The following is a 14284-nucleotide window of genomic DNA, read 5'->3' as shown; positions in this document are numbered from 1 at the left end:
GTCCATCGTTTCAATAAAACTTAATAATGAAGTAGTAGTGGTGACCCTTTGTTAAAAGATCGTCGAAGAAAAATGATATAGAGAATAGAAATTATAACCGTTTGATGCTTCTTTTTTAGCTGTAGCAATAGCGTCAACAAGTATAATAGGGTATACGAAATGGATTTTCTGAAAGATGCGAGTCGCTTTACATCTTTAAAAGTATCAATATCGCTAAGCTTAGGTAATTGATGTAGAATCCTATCCGCTAGGTCTAAAAGTGTCGAAACTCTATTAAATAGGCTAAATCGCTGCCAGGGTAATCTTTTAAAGGTTTCCTGGTCAAAGTTAGATTTATGGATACCCATTAAGTAAAAACCACCATCTAAAGACGGTCCTAATACTGTTTTTCCTTCGTTTAAGGCAGCATTTGCTTTGAGCAAGTGCGCTGTTTGTAGTTGAGGCGTGTCATTACCTATAGTAATGATATTCTCAAAACCGTTTTGGAAAACCTCTTGTATAGCGTTTGTGAATCGCTCCCCAAAAGAAGACCCTTGTTGCTCTTTGTCTGAAATATGGAAGAAGGGCAGTCCTGTTGCTTTTACTTTTTGAAGGGTATCTCGGGTAAGCCCTTCAAATAAAAGTTCGCCTTTTGGAATCGCTTTGTGTGCCAATTCTGTTTGGGCGGAATTGGCAAAAACCAGAATGGCGGTATTCTTAGTGTGATACAACAGGTTTATTTATGCTTGTCTAGGTAAACTTACGATAAAAAGGATACTTGGGTTTGGTCGTAGGCCTAAAAAGTTCATTACAAATTATGAACTAGTATTTTTTACAGAACCGACGAACTGGTTTGTTTAACGTTTTATGGCGGAACGGTGTTCAGGCAGAATTATCGTTTTATGAAACAAAAGAAACGTTGAAATTCAGAAAATCAATTATATTTAAGGGATACGGAGGTATTACCGACTGACTAGTTCAAAGTTTATCCAATTAATTTGATGTAGAGCAAGCTTGTTTCGTCTTAAACGTTCTACTTTTGCAGCACAATAAAACCTATGGAACCCGTAACGTTACAATCTAAGTCAATTGGTCTTGTATTATCCGGTGGTGGCGTCCGTGGTATGGCTCATATCGGAGTCATAAAGGCCATGGAGGAGTTTGGATTGGATGCCAAAATTGTTGCAGGAAGCAGCGTAGGTGCTTTGATAGGAGCGTTGTATGCTAATGGAAATTCTGTATTGGATATGATGCGTTTTTTCAAGGAAACACCGTTGTTTAAATATAATTTCTTTGCCCTGGCCAAACCTGGTTTGATAAATACTGAACGCTATATCGATATTTTCAAGGATTATTTCCCACATGATAGTTTTGAGGACTTAAAAAAAGAACTTCATGTTGTGGCTACAAATCTAGAATTAGGCCAAGAAGAATTTATTACGAAAGGGGAGCTTATAAAACCTTTATTGGCATCAGCGGCATTACCTCCGGTTTTTAGCCCGGTCAGTTATAAGGATATGTTGTATGCTGATGGCGGTATTATGAACAATTTTCCTTCTGAACCCGTTGTTGGTAAAGTCGATTTTGTGATTGGGAGTAATGTATCCATCGTATCCAAATCGCAAAAAAAAGACCTTAATAACTCTATCCAACTAACTGGAAGAGTTACTGGCTTAATGATTTACGCCATTAACAGGGAAAAAATTGATAGGTGCAATTTAATCTTTGAGCCGCAGGAACTGGAACATATTGGTATTCTAGACAGAAAAGGTTTAGAGAAAGCCTATGCAATAGGGTATGAAACTGCAGTAAGGGAGTTTGAAAAGGGCAGTCCCCTCTAGCCCTGCAAGAGGGAGAACGCTTACTCGGATGTTTAGTTGTTCGTCAAGAATTTGAATACTGCCAATAATGGCAACAATGTTCCATGTAGCCTATAGCAACACCCCCTTTGGGTGCTAGGTGGCTGCCGTCTTTTTTAAACATCATCATAGTCTACCGTTAAGGTAGCTGTAGTAGGATGTGCTTGGCACGTTAGTATGTATCCATCTGCAATTTCACCATCGGTAAGGATTTGGTTTTTTACCATTTCTGCGTGTCCTTCTTTTACTTTGGCAATACAACTGCTGCATACACCACCTTGGCAGGAATAGGGTGCGTCTATGTTTTCCTTGAGGACGGCATCCAACACCAACATTTTTTTGTCCATGATGATATCAAACTCTTCATCGTCCACAATCACTTTCACCTTTGTTTGCCCCTCAGCTTCAATAGGCATTTCCTCCTTTATTTCAGAGGCGGTAAATAGTTCAAAATGTATTTTATCTTTCGGCACATCATTTTCAACCAGTGTATCCGTAACCAAATGAATCATTTCTTCCGGACCGCAAAGATAGTAGTCGTTAAAATTGACATCCTTATGCTTATTCTTTAAAGCGTAGTTAACGGTTGCTGTATCTATTCGCCCAAATAAAGCCTTGTCTTCTCTCGCCTGAGTAGTTGTGAAATAGACAAAAAACCGATTGGTATAGTCTAGTTCTAGTTTTACCAAATCGGTATAAAACATGGTCTCCTCATAAGATTTGTTCCCGTACACCAGCACAAAAGTATTTTTTGGATTACTGTCCAACACGGTTTTGGCAATACTCATAATTGGCGTAATACCACTGCCAGCGGCAAAAGCAGCTATATTTTTTACGTTGGACGATTTAAAGGTAAAACGGCCTTCTGGAGGCATTACTTCCAGCACGTCCCCTACTTGGAGCTTCGTGTTTGCATAATCAGAAAATCCGCCACGATCTACTTTTTTAATACCTATGGTGATATCTGCCGCAGAAGGTGCAGAACTTATGGAATAGGCTCTGCGTAGTTCGGTTCCTTTTATCTCTTTTTTAATTGTGATGTATTGTCCTGCAGTAAATGCAAAGTCTTGCGCAAGATTTTTTGGAATTTCAAAAGTTACTGCTACGGAACTTGGGGTTAATTTTTTGATTGCTTTTACGGTTAGCGCATGAAAATCGGCCATAATTTCTTTCTTCTTTAAAGTAGAATGCAAAATTAAGCAATGAGATACCGATACAAAACGGAAATTTCAAAAAAACATACATAGAACTCTTATGCATAGGGAAATTATGTATATTTGGATTTCAGACAATAGCCATGGCAAATTCAAAATTATATAAAGGCAGTTTAAATACCATAATCCTAAAGATGTTGGATGAAGAGGGGAAGATGTATGGGTACGAGATTACTCAAAAGGTGAAGGAACTCACAAAAGGGGAGCTGAAAATAACCGAGGGCGCGCTGTATCCGGCATTACATAAGTTGGAGGCCGAAGGTTTGTTGGATGTTGAGGTGGCGAAAGTGGACAATCGGCTTCGAAAATATTATAAACTCACGGAACAGGGGCAAAAAGAAACGGTAAGCCGTTTGGCAGAATTAGAGGAGTTTATTCGCAGCATGCAGCAATTGGTGAACCCGAAATGGAGTATTAATTAAAGACAGGTTATATGAAACTGAACCAAGGCCAACTAGCTAATATAGAAGGATTTTTGAATCGAATGGAACTTACCCAAATTGATTTAAGGAACGAAGTTCTAGACCATATGTCTGCAGGTATTTCTGAAGGCATGTTTAGTCAGCAGCTTACTTTTGAAGAAGCCTTTGCCATAGAGAAACAAAAATGGCGCAATGACTTACAAAGTCATTCCAGCTATTGGCTTGGTCTTTTGTGGATGGGTCCCAAGATCGTGATTCAGAAATGTGTCAAACAGACTAAAATCATGTATCTAAAAGCAGCCTTACCCGCTGTATTAGCCCTTCTGGTTTTCTATAGCACCAAAAATTTCTGGTCTGAGCAAATGTTAATGCTGGTAAATTCCCTTATTGGAGTTGTTTATATAGGTCTCTTTCTGCTCTTATTAATTTTAAAGTATAAAATGAAGCACTCGGGGTATCAAACGTCGTATAGTTTTCTCTTTAAAATCAATGCCATTACCTTTTGTTTATTGTTGGTCCTATACAACCCCATTATTAGCGATATTTTAAGTTTGGAAAAAGAAGGTTCTATTGCATATGTATCTTTATTTGTCCATGCCTTTACGCTCGCTTTTTCTTGGTTTTTTGTTCAGTTTTATAAGTCTCATCGTAAAATTCAAAAAATGGGGATAGCATGAAACTGAACCAGGAACAAATACAATATATAGACAACTATCTTCAATTTATTGGGGTTAAGTTTATTGATGTTCGAATCGAACTTATAGACCATCTTGCATCGGAATTTGAAACGGAATCCGAGTATGTTTTATTAGGTGATTTTTTAAAAACAAAAGGAAACTTTGCAAGAAAATTTGAAAAACAATGGGATAGAAGTAAACATTGGGGCTATCAGAAATCACTTCTGAAAAGGATAATGAGTTATTTTAGTTCTGTTAAAAACGTTTTCATTGTGCTGATGATTGGTTTCTCAATATTACTTTCAATTGTAAGTTTAGGAGAAACTGTTGTCAAATTGTTATTCTTTATGAGTTTAATAACACCTCAAATAATTTATATTTATTTAGGATATAGGCCAAAAGGTATGCATAAAAAAATATTATCAGCTAAATATATGGGTTCTATTATGGCTTTCCCATCCATGTTTTTGTACTTGTTGGGGTTAACTATTCCATTACTTAAAGAAAATACGATATGGTTTTTCTTTTATTGGTTTGCAGCTATAGTCTTCAATATTGCTGGCATACAGGAAGTGCTAAAATGTAAAAATCAAATAATAAAAAACTATAGCGATTTGCTTAAGAATTAAATGACCCTTACCAAATACCAAATACAAGAACTCTATAAATTCACAAGAGCCCATTATGTAGAACACTACGACCTGCAGACCGAACTTGTTGACCATCTCGCTAACGGTATAGAGCAACTATGGGAGCAACAAACAAACTTAAGCTTTGAAACGGCCAAGGAATTGGAATTTAAAAAGTTCGGAATCTTTGGTTTTATGGATGTAGTGGAGAAGCGAAAAAAGGCAATGGAAAAAAATACAGGGCAATTCTTTGGCGTTATTTTAAACAATGGTGGTCTTTTCCTAAAATGGTAGGATTAATTTTGGCGATAGCTGCAGTTTTCACGGTTTTAAATTTTATTCCCAAAGGGGATATTAAATTTGGATCGGTTGCAGGTGTATTTTTTGCATTAGCTCTGCATATGTTCATTAGGGCCTATCGGTTAAAAAAGCGAGTAAAAGTTATTTCGAGGAAGTGGATGTTGCAACAGATGATTTATGAACAAGGTTTCGCGGTGCAGTTGTTCTTTCTTCCAGTTCATTTTCTAAATCTCGCTAACAATCAGGGTTTGCTGCAAAGTACATACGGGCAATTACTTGCGGCTTTTTTAATCGTAATAATAGCAATTGCCTTAAAGATTTGCGGGTACACCATCCCCTCAAAAGCCGAGGAACTATTAGCAGAAACCTACCCAGAATACAAATTTCAATAGAAAATGTAACAAAATTCAATTATTACTTACCAATCATAAGAACGTTAAACCAACCGACTATGTTCAAACTTTTTACCGGACTTCAATGGAAGTCATTTTTTAGATCCGCTACCTTTGGGAAGAGCCTGGGTCTTAAAATCTTAATGGGATTCTTTGGTGTGTATATGCTTGTTTCCTTGGCAGGTGCAGGGGGCGGAATGTATTTTATACTTAAAAAGATTTTCCCGGACCAAAGTCCTATGTGGACCATTAGTCAGTATTTTATATACTGGGTGCTCATAGAACTGTTCTTGCGCTACTTTATGCAAAAGCTACCGGTGATGGATATTAAGCCTTTCCTGACCACCCCTGTAAAGAAAAGTGCTATTGCGCATTATATTTTGGGTCGCTCCGGAGTGTCTATTTACAACTTGTTATCCCTATTTTTCTTTGTGCCCTTTGCCATAGTGCTTTTATTTCATGGCTATCCTGCACTAAACGTGATATTGTGGGTCGTAGCCATTTTTGCTATCGTACTTTGTGTGAACTATATAAACCTGCTCATCAACAAGAATGATAAGGCCTTGATCGCCATTGGTAGTATTATTGTCTTCGGCTATGCGCTTAATTATTTTGGGGTTTTTGACATTAAAACGTTTTTCGCTCCTATTTTCCATGCCTTGTATGCCTATCCCATAGCCGCTTTGGTTCCGGTTGGGCTTGCCATACTTATCTACTATATCAACTATAAGTACTTGTATACTAAAATCTATTTGGATGCCACTTTAAAACCGAAATCTGTCGAAGCAAATACGAGCGACATGGCATGGGCCAAGAAATTCGGTGAAATGGGACCGTTCTTGCAATTAGATTTGAAAATGATATGGCGTAACAAGCGCACCAAGAGCCAAGTGTTTATTTCTTTATTGTTCGTTTTTTACGGATTGATATTTTATACACAGGACATCTATGCGGATATGGTACCTATGAAAGTATTTTTAGGGGTCTTTATGACGGGTATTTTCCTGAGCAATTTTGGACAGTTTATCCCAGCTTGGGATAGTAGTTATTATTCCATGATGATGTCCCAAAATATTCCGTTGCGTAAGTATTTGGAATCCAAAGCCAGTTTAATTTCGGTAAGTGTGGTAGTGATGTTTTTATTGACCATCCCTTATGTATACTTTGGTTGGGAGGCCTTGGCTATTAATTTTGCTTGTGCGATGTATAACTTGGGAGTGAATATACCGGTCATTTTATTTTTCGGTTCTTTTAATAAAAAACGAATTGAACTTGATCAGAGTCCGTTTGGGAATATGCAAGGCACCAGCGCTACGCAGTTTTTGATTATGCTTCCTGTTTTGGTTGCCCCAATAGTGCTCTTTTCTATTTTTTACTACGCGATTTCTTTCGAGGCTGCCATTATTATTTTAACTGTTTTGGGTGTCATAGGATTTGCCATGAAGAATTACTTGCTAAATCTTATAACGGAACAGTATCGAAAAAAGAAATACGGTATGATCGCCGGTTTTAAAGAGAAGGCGAGTTAATACTATAATCAAGCAGTAAGAATTTAATTAAAACAACTACTAACATTTACTTTACTAGAATGATACGAACTGAAAAACTAACCAAAACCTACGGAAAGCAAACCGTATTGGATATTGAACATTTAGAAATTCCCAAAGGACAGAGTTTTGGTTTGGTGGGCAATAATGGAGCGGGTAAAACAACGTTTTTTAGCCTTTTGTTGGATTTAATTCAACCGAGCTCTGGCCACATAACCTCCAATGAGGTACAAGTAAATACCAGTGAAGCTTGGAAACCCTTTACATCGTCTTTTATAGATGAGAGTTTTCTAATAGGATATTTAACACCAGAGGAGTATTTCTACTTCATTGGAGACCTGAGAGGAGCGAATAAAGCCGATGTGGATGCCTTATTGGCCAACTATGAGGACTTTTTCCACGGCGAAATTTTAGGTCAGAAGAAGTACCTACGGGATCTTTCTAAAGGAAATCAGAAAAAAGCAGGTATAGTGGCCTCTTTTATTGGCAATCCGGAAGTGATAGTTTTGGATGAGCCTTTTGCCAATCTGGATCCCACCACACAAATAAGGCTTAAAAGTATTATCAAAGACCTGGCGGCCAAGGATAATGTAACTGTGTTGGTTTCCAGTCACGATCTAATTCACGTAACTGAGGTATGTGAACGTATTGTAGTTTTGAACAAAGGCGAAGTAGTAAAGGATATTCAGACTTCTACCGAAACCTTAAAAGAACTGGAATCCTTTTTTGCTGGATAAACACCTATGTGTTCACTCTTAAAAATGCACTTTATCGATAAGTACCTTACCTAAGCTAAACCGACTGTACAGTCGGTTTTTTGTTACAATGTATTTCATAATGTGAAACCTAGCTCGGATGGCTAACCAAAAAGCACCGACAAAATACGCTAAATAGCCTTCCGATACTTAGAATTTAGAGCAAAACAGACCATAGGGTTTATTTAGAATGCGACCCTATCTGGGTATTGCGGAATTTTTGGAGTATTTAAATCATCTTTTTATCGATGAACTACATAATAATATGACCATTTTTAAGTTAACCATACATACGTATAGATATAATCTTGAAGTTTCAAATCAAATACATTTCGGTCCTGCTTTTAGGAGCAATCATCTTAAACGGGTGTTCCACTAAAAAAGACGCTGCGTTAAACCGTAACTGGCATGCTTTAAACACCAAGTATAATACCTTGTACAATGGCAATATTGCTTTTGAAGAAGGTCGGGTTACGCTAAACGAGAGCTATAAAGACGACTATTGGGAAGTTTTACCAATAGAACGTTTAGAAGTTTCCGGGGAGGTAAAGTTAGATTCAGAAGATAACAATCCAAATTTTTTACTTGCAGAGGATAAGGCTACTAAGGCAATTCAGAAGCATAGTATGGATATCAAGGACGAAGAGCGCAATCCCCAGACCGACGAAGCTTTTCTGCTCTTGGGAAAAGCACGCTATTTTGATGAACGTTATATCCCGGCTCTGGAGGCATTCAATTACATTCTAAACAAGTATTCGCAAAGCGATAAGCTAAATGAGGCCACTATTTGGCGGGAGAAAACCAATATTAGACTGGAAAACGAAGACTTGGCCATAAAGAACCTGAAGCGCCTCATGAAATATGAGACCTTAAAAGACCAGGAATATGCAGATGCCCGCGCTATGCTGGCTCAGGCCTATATTAATCTTAATGCGCCAGATACGGCCATACAGCAATTAAAAATAGCATCGTACTACACAAAAGAAAATCCCGAAAAAGGGAGGTACTATTACATTATAGGTCAGTTGTACAATCAATTAGGCCATAAAGACAGTGCGAACTATGCCTATGATAAAGTGATTGAGTTAAATCGAAAATCGCCAAGGGTATACATGATCAATGCCGAAATCCAGAAAATTAGGAATACGGTGATCACCGATGACAATAAGTTGGAAGTGTTGGAATACCTCACTTGGCTTGAAGAAAATCGTGAAAATCGACCGTTTTTGGATAAGATCTTTAGGCAAGTGGCCGAATTTCATTTAGAACAAGGCTCGGACAGCTTGGCTGTTGCTTATTTTAACAAATCCCTTAGGGCAACTCAAAACACGCCTAAGCTGAATGCCCTTAACTATGAAAACCTTGCAGAATATAACTTCGACCGTAATAGTTATAAGGATGCAGGTGCGTATTACGATAGCGTTTTACCTAATCTAGATGAGAATACCAAGAAATTCAGAACCATAAGCAAGAAGTTGGATAATCTAGAGGACGTAATAAAATATGAAGATATCGTACAATACACGGACAGTGTCATTACGCTCTACGAATTACCGATAGATGATCGTATTGCTTATTTTGAAAACTATATCGCTGAGCTTAAAATGGCCCAAGAAGAGGCACAGAAAAAGGAAAAGGACAAGATAACCGAAGGTTTTGCAGCATTTACAAAGAGCAAGGGCGGCAAGCAGAACAAGGGTAAATTCTATTTTTACAACATTACAAGCCTAGGTTACGGTCAGAATGAATTTAAGAACAGATGGGGCAATAGGGAATTGGCAGATGATTGGCGGTGGTCCAATAAAGCAGTAGCTAGAGCTTCCGAGGCCATTGGAGAACCGGTCGCGGAATTGCCGACCGATGCAGAACTGACCGAAGACAAAAAATTTTCCTTGGATTTCTACATGGATCGTGTTCCCAAAGAAGTTTCGATTATCGATAGCCTAAGGACAGAACGCAATTTTGCAAACTATCAACTGGGGTTAATTTATAAGGAGAAGTTTAATGAAAATCTATTGGCGTCGGGCAAGTTGGAGAATGTATTGGCCTCCAACCCAGAGGAGCGTTTGATTCTTCCATCTAAATATAATTTGTACAAAATATACGAGGAGGAAGGTAGTCCGTTAATGGTTACAATGAAAGCGGATATCATAGCAAATCATTCAGATTCCCGCTATGCAGAGATACTCTTAAATCCACAAGCGGTATTAGCTAACGATTCCGATAGTCCGGATAAACGCTATGAAGCGCTGTATGCAAAGTTTAATGACCAGGAGTTTCTTCAGGTGATAACCGCATCAGAAGAAAACATAAATAGATTTACGGGTGATGCCATTGTGCCCAAGTTTGAGATGTTAAAGGCCAACGCTATTGGTAGGTTACAAGGATATGAGGATTTTAAAGAGGCCTTAAACTATGTAGCGCTCACCTATCCGAACAATCCAGAGGGGAAGAAAGCGGAACAGATGATATCCGAACAGTTGCCCAAATTGGAGCAAAAAGAATTTTCACCGGAGACCGACTCTAAAGGAACGTCTAATTGGAAGGTAATGTTCCCATTTAAACGAAGCAACAATGAAAAAGCCTTAAAATTAATGGAGCTGTTAGAGAAATCCATCACAGACCTTAAATACAGAAATAGTGTATCCAAGGATATTTACAATTTAGAAGATCAATTTGTAGTGGTTCACGGGTTTAAATCCAAGGAATTTGCACTTGGTTACGCCGAACTACTAAAAAACAACAGGGATTACCGCGTTGCTGACAAGAATTTTGTAATTTTATCGGATAACTATAAGGTAATTCAGATACACAAAAATTTACAGGATTACCTTAATACGCTTATAACCCCAAAACCCTAAATCCATGTTTTCAGATAAACAAAAACCTAGAGCTATGAACGAAGTAGGAGGACAACCCAACAGAATAGAGAAAAACACGAAGATTAAAGGAGATATCATTTCCGAGGCAGATTTCCGTATAGACGGTAAATTGGACGGTAATGTAAAAACATCCGGAAAAGTAGTAATCGGCAAGGATGGCTATATACATGGCAAGGTAGAATGCGTAAATGCAGATATAGAAGGCAGCTTTAACGGCGAACTTTTAGTGTCCGATTTATTATCCTTAAAATCCAGTGCCGTCATAGAAGGAACCGTATCTGTTAGTAAACTTGCCGTAGAGCCAGGAGCCACGTTTAACGCTTCATGTACCATGAAAGGGAGCGGAAGCGCTATCAGCTCAAGTTCGGGAAGTTTCAAAGGTAAAAATGAGCCAGCAAAAGCCTCGTAAAGACAACAAGGGTCTAAGGACCGCAGCAAAACTATCGGGAATTGCAATACAGATGGGAGCCACTATATATCTAGGGAACTTGCTGGGTTCTTGGTTAGATGGTGAATTCGATAAAACCTTTTGGGAGACTACCTGTACACTTCTAGCTATTTTTTTATCTATGTATTCCGTAATAGTTCAGGCAAATCAACTTAATAAGTAGGATTTGATAAAGACATTGGCCGTGTATTTGTTATTTTTTGGACTGCTTTTGGGTTTGAGCATAAGTGTTCACCTTTACCTGTTAGGTGAAAAGATTAATGATGTAAGCTTCTCGTTAGTTTATGTTTATCTATTTCATGCCATTTTTTCGTTTTTATTGTGCAGTATTTTTTTAGTCCTGGGAACATCTGAGAAATGGCAAGCTCAGTTGGGGTTTCTATATCTTGGAGCGTTAATTTTTAAGGTGCTTTTGTTTTCAGTTATTTTCTCTTCTACCCTTTTTGGGGAAGAAGTGCTTACCCTTACAGAAAAAATTTCCCTACTTATTCCTGTCTTTATTTTTCTGGTGCCAGAGGTGTATTTTATCTCTAAAATTTTAATGAAAATAGACTCAATTAAGAATTAGCCAAAAAAGTGTAGAAAATTATTTTTTAATAAGTACCTTTGCGCGACTTTTAGAAAGACATATTTTGAAAGAATCGCAATGAAAAAAGCATCTACATACCTTATTAAATTTACTTCCGCAATTTTGTTTTTATGCGCGGCAATGGGTTATTCTAACCCAATCTCCGATGAGCCAGGACAAGTTGACACCAAGGACGAGATAAGCGCCTACATAAATCATCATATAAAGGATTCACATGATTTTCATTTATTTTCCTATACAAATGATGCAGGTGAACGCAAACACGTGGGTTTTCCTTTGCCTGTAATAGTTTGGTCAAGTGAGGGTTTGACAACATTTATGTCTTCAGCTTTTCATCACGATGATGATGCAGAAGTAGTCGTTGAAAAAAACGGTACGCAATTCGTAAAGCTGCACAGCAAAATTTACGAATTAAACGAAGGTGCTACAGAAATTGCTCTTGATGAAGGTAATCATCCTACAAATGCTAGCAAGGTATTAGATTTTTCTATTACCAAAAGCGTTGTTGGTGTTTTGTTAGTAGGATTATTTATGTTGTTTGCTTTCTCTTCTTTGGCACGGCAATATAAAAATAAAAAAGTTCCTACAGGATTTGGCCGCGTACTTGAGCCACTAGTGCTTTACGTCCGCGATGAGATTTCAAGACCGAATATTGGAGAAAAGCATTACAGAAAATTCACAGGCTATCTGTTAACCGTATTCTTTTTTATATGGATATTGAACTTGTTGGGGTTAACGCCATTTGGCTTTAATGTTACTGGACAATTAGCGGTAACTGCATGTCTTGCAATATTCACTTTAATAATTTATACCGTAAGTGGCAATAAAGACTATTGGATGCATATTTTATGGATGCCTGGAGTTCCCATTCTTATTAGGCCTGTACTTGCGATTATAGAATTAGCAGGGGCATTAATCATTAAGCCTTTTTCTTTGTTGGTACGTCTTTTTGCAAATATATCCGCGGGTCATATTGTCGTAATGAGCTTAATTGCCATAATGTTTACTTTAAAGGATACCTTGGGTGTTGCAGGAGCTACCGCTTTGTCGTTCATTTTATCCTTCTTTATAACATTAATAGAAGTTTTAGTTGCCTTTTTACAGGCATATATTTTCACGATGCTTTCGGCCCTATTTATAGGAATGGCTGTTGCGGAACATGATCATGAGCACGAACATGATGATCATAGTCATGAAGTTGTAGATGCAGAGGATGTTCGTGAAAATTTTATTTAGAGTTTTTTTAATTTAATATAAATTCATTTACTATGTACAACTTAATTGGAGCCGGTTTAATCGTAATCGGAGCAGGTATTGGTCTAGGTCAAATTGGTGGAAAAGCAATGGAAGGTATTGCTCGTCAGCCAGAGGCTACTGGAAAAATTCAGACTGCGATGATTATTATTGCTGCACTTTTAGAAGGTTTGGCTTTTGGTGCCTTGTTCTTAGGAAAATAAGAATAAAAACTAGAATAGACATTTTCCTGCAACGGTTGGTTGCAGGGAATTGTTTTAAATAAAAAATAAGAAGTAGAATTTATAGTTATGGAAACTTTAATAAACGATTTTTCTCCAGGGTTATTCATAGTACAAACAATCCTTTTGCTAGGGTTAATTTTGTTATTGGTAAAATTCGCTTGGAAACCTATATTAAGTTCATTGAACGAACGTGAGGAAGGTATTACTAATGCTTTGGATGCGGCAGAAAATGCTCGTAAGGAAATGCAAAACCTTCAAGCTGACAACGATAAGTTGTTAAAAGAAGCTCGTGCTGAGCGTGAAGCTATGCTTAAAGAAGCCAGGGAGATAAAGGATAAATTAATCTCCGATTCTAAAGAACAGGCCAAGATAGAGGGAGATAAAATTGTGTTGCAGGCACAAGCCGCTATCGAAAGCGAAAAGAAAGCAGCAATGGCCGATATAAAAAATCAAGTTGCCGAACTTTCCGTTGCAATAGCTGAAAAGGTAATAAAGCAAGAACTTTCTAACAAGGACAAGCAATTGAAATTGGTTGACGAGTTATTGGGAGACATCAAATTGAAGTAAGAAAGCATGAGCGAATCTAGAGCAGCGATACGTTACGCCAAGGCCATCTTAGATTTGGCAGTGGACAAAAAGGCTACAGATGCCGTTGAGAAGGACATGCGTTCTATTGTGGCTACTATTTCCGAAAGTAAGGAGCTACGACAAATGCTGTCAAGCCCTGTAATTTCCGGTGCTACTAAAAAGGAAACTTTACTAATGATATTCAAAGGGAGTCACGCTATTTCCGAAGGATTGATCAGTATGTTGGTGGATAACAAACGAGTATCCATTTTAAATGAAGTAGCTTTAAAATTCATTATTCTTAACGAGCAGCAAAAGGGAAAGGACGTCGCTTATGTGACTACTGCCGTTCCTATGGATGCCGCAATGGAAAAGAAGGTTTTAAAGCAAGTAACTACCCTAACGGGGAAAGAGGTTACAATTGAGAATACAGTTGATGAGCATATCATTGGTGGATTTGTTCTAAGAGTTGGCGATTTACAGTATGATGCTAGTATTGCCAATAAATTGAACAATTTAAAAAGAGAATTTACAAATAGTCTATAA

At 37.7% G+C, this 14284-nt stretch carries 18 protein-coding genes; 16 read left to right on the top strand and 2 right to left on the bottom strand.

Annotated features, from left to right (window positions below):
• Positions 1–20: 20 nt before the first annotated feature.
• The gene (locus MS6x_RS09930; protein ID WP_482601550.1) at positions 21–710 is read right to left on the bottom strand and encodes a TIGR04282 family arsenosugar biosynthesis glycosyltransferase; all 690 of its coding nucleotides are present in this window, start codon (positions 708–710) and stop codon (positions 21–23) included.
• A 327-nt stretch (positions 711–1037) separates the two neighbouring features.
• Here MS6x_RS09930 and MS6x_RS09925 point away from each other — a divergent pair, with 327 nt between their 5' ends.
• Positions 1038–1820: a patatin-like phospholipase family protein gene (locus MS6x_RS09925; RefSeq protein WP_482601548.1), complete on the top strand. Its 783-nt coding sequence runs from the start codon at positions 1038–1040 to the stop codon at positions 1818–1820.
• A 134-nt stretch (positions 1821–1954) separates the two neighbouring features.
• On the opposite strand, the gene MS6x_RS09920 is transcribed toward MS6x_RS09925, so the two are convergent.
• The gene (locus MS6x_RS09920) at positions 1955–3001 is read right to left on the bottom strand and encodes a 2Fe-2S iron-sulfur cluster-binding protein (RefSeq protein ID WP_482601546.1); all 1047 of its coding nucleotides are present in this window, start codon (positions 2999–3001) and stop codon (positions 1955–1957) included.
• A gap of 134 nt (positions 3002–3135) precedes the next feature.
• Here MS6x_RS09920 and MS6x_RS09915 point away from each other — a divergent pair, with 134 nt between their 5' ends.
• The 15 genes from MS6x_RS09915 (at position 3136) to atpH (ending at position 14284) form a co-directional block, all read left to right on the top strand.
• Entirely contained in the window at positions 3136–3474 is a 339-nt protein-coding gene (locus MS6x_RS09915; RefSeq protein ID WP_482601544.1) for a PadR family transcriptional regulator, read from the top strand.
• Between the two features lie 11 nt (positions 3475–3485).
• Positions 3486–4151: a hypothetical protein gene (locus MS6x_RS09910; protein ID WP_482601542.1), complete on the top strand. Its 666-nt coding sequence runs from the start codon at positions 3486–3488 to the stop codon at positions 4149–4151.
• Positions 4148–4780 carry a hypothetical protein gene (locus MS6x_RS09905; protein WP_482601540.1) on the top strand — a complete coding sequence of 211 codons (633 nt, stop codon included), beginning with the start codon at positions 4148–4150 and terminating at the stop codon, positions 4778–4780. The genes MS6x_RS09910 and MS6x_RS09905 overlap by 4 nt, the downstream gene beginning before the upstream one ends.
• Complete coding sequence (locus MS6x_RS09900; RefSeq protein WP_482601538.1) at positions 4781–5074, top strand: hypothetical protein; 294 nt, start codon at positions 4781–4783, stop codon at positions 5072–5074.
• Positions 5068–5472: a hypothetical protein gene (locus MS6x_RS09895; RefSeq protein ID WP_482601537.1), complete on the top strand. Its 405-nt coding sequence runs from the start codon at positions 5068–5070 to the stop codon at positions 5470–5472. Before MS6x_RS09900 ends, MS6x_RS09895 begins: the two co-directional genes overlap by 7 nt.
• A gap of 59 nt (positions 5473–5531) precedes the next feature.
• Positions 5532–7001: a DUF5687 family protein gene (locus MS6x_RS09890; protein WP_482607121.1), complete on the top strand. Its 1470-nt coding sequence runs from the start codon at positions 5532–5534 to the stop codon at positions 6999–7001.
• A 59-nt stretch (positions 7002–7060) separates the two neighbouring features.
• Positions 7061–7756 carry an ABC transporter ATP-binding protein gene (locus MS6x_RS09885; RefSeq protein WP_482607120.1) on the top strand — a complete coding sequence of 232 codons (696 nt, stop codon included), beginning with the start codon at positions 7061–7063 and terminating at the stop codon, positions 7754–7756.
• Positions 7757–8082: 326 nt separating this feature from the next.
• Entirely contained in the window at positions 8083–10635 is a 2553-nt protein-coding gene (gene porW / locus MS6x_RS09880) for a type IX secretion system periplasmic lipoprotein PorW/SprE (RefSeq protein ID WP_482607119.1), read from the top strand.
• A gap of 4 nt (positions 10636–10639) precedes the next feature.
• Positions 10640–11065 carry a bactofilin family protein gene (locus tag MS6x_RS09875; RefSeq protein WP_482607118.1) on the top strand — a complete coding sequence of 142 codons (426 nt, stop codon included), beginning with the start codon at positions 10640–10642 and terminating at the stop codon, positions 11063–11065.
• The gene (locus MS6x_RS09870) at positions 11043–11267 is read left to right on the top strand and encodes an AtpZ/AtpI family protein (RefSeq protein ID WP_482607117.1); all 225 of its coding nucleotides are present in this window, start codon (positions 11043–11045) and stop codon (positions 11265–11267) included. Before MS6x_RS09875 ends, MS6x_RS09870 begins: the two co-directional genes overlap by 23 nt.
• 3 nt (positions 11268–11270) lie before the next feature.
• On the top strand, positions 11271–11672 hold the full coding sequence (locus tag MS6x_RS09865) for a DUF6168 family protein (protein ID WP_482607116.1): 402 nt from the start codon (positions 11271–11273) through the stop codon (positions 11670–11672).
• 78 nt (positions 11673–11750) lie between these two features.
• Positions 11751–12929 (top strand): F0F1 ATP synthase subunit A, encoded by a 1179-nt coding sequence (gene atpB, locus MS6x_RS09860; RefSeq protein ID WP_482607115.1) that lies wholly within the window; start codon positions 11751–11753, stop codon positions 12927–12929.
• A 32-nt stretch (positions 12930–12961) separates the two neighbouring features.
• On the top strand, positions 12962–13150 hold the full coding sequence (gene atpE / locus MS6x_RS09855; RefSeq protein WP_013993139.1) for an ATP synthase F0 subunit C: 189 nt from the start codon (positions 12962–12964) through the stop codon (positions 13148–13150).
• Positions 13151–13237: 87 nt separating this feature from the next.
• Complete coding sequence (locus tag MS6x_RS09850; protein WP_482607114.1) at positions 13238–13738, top strand: F0F1 ATP synthase subunit B; 501 nt, start codon at positions 13238–13240, stop codon at positions 13736–13738.
• Between the two features lie 6 nt (positions 13739–13744).
• The gene (gene atpH, locus MS6x_RS09845; RefSeq protein ID WP_482607113.1) at positions 13745–14284 is read left to right on the top strand and encodes an ATP synthase F1 subunit delta; all 540 of its coding nucleotides are present in this window, start codon (positions 13745–13747) and stop codon (positions 14282–14284) included.

It is taken from the genome of Maribacter sp. MS6 (assembly GCF_056839185.1).
Note: the sequence above shows the minus strand (reverse complement) of the source record. Positions and strands in the feature narration are given on the sequence as shown.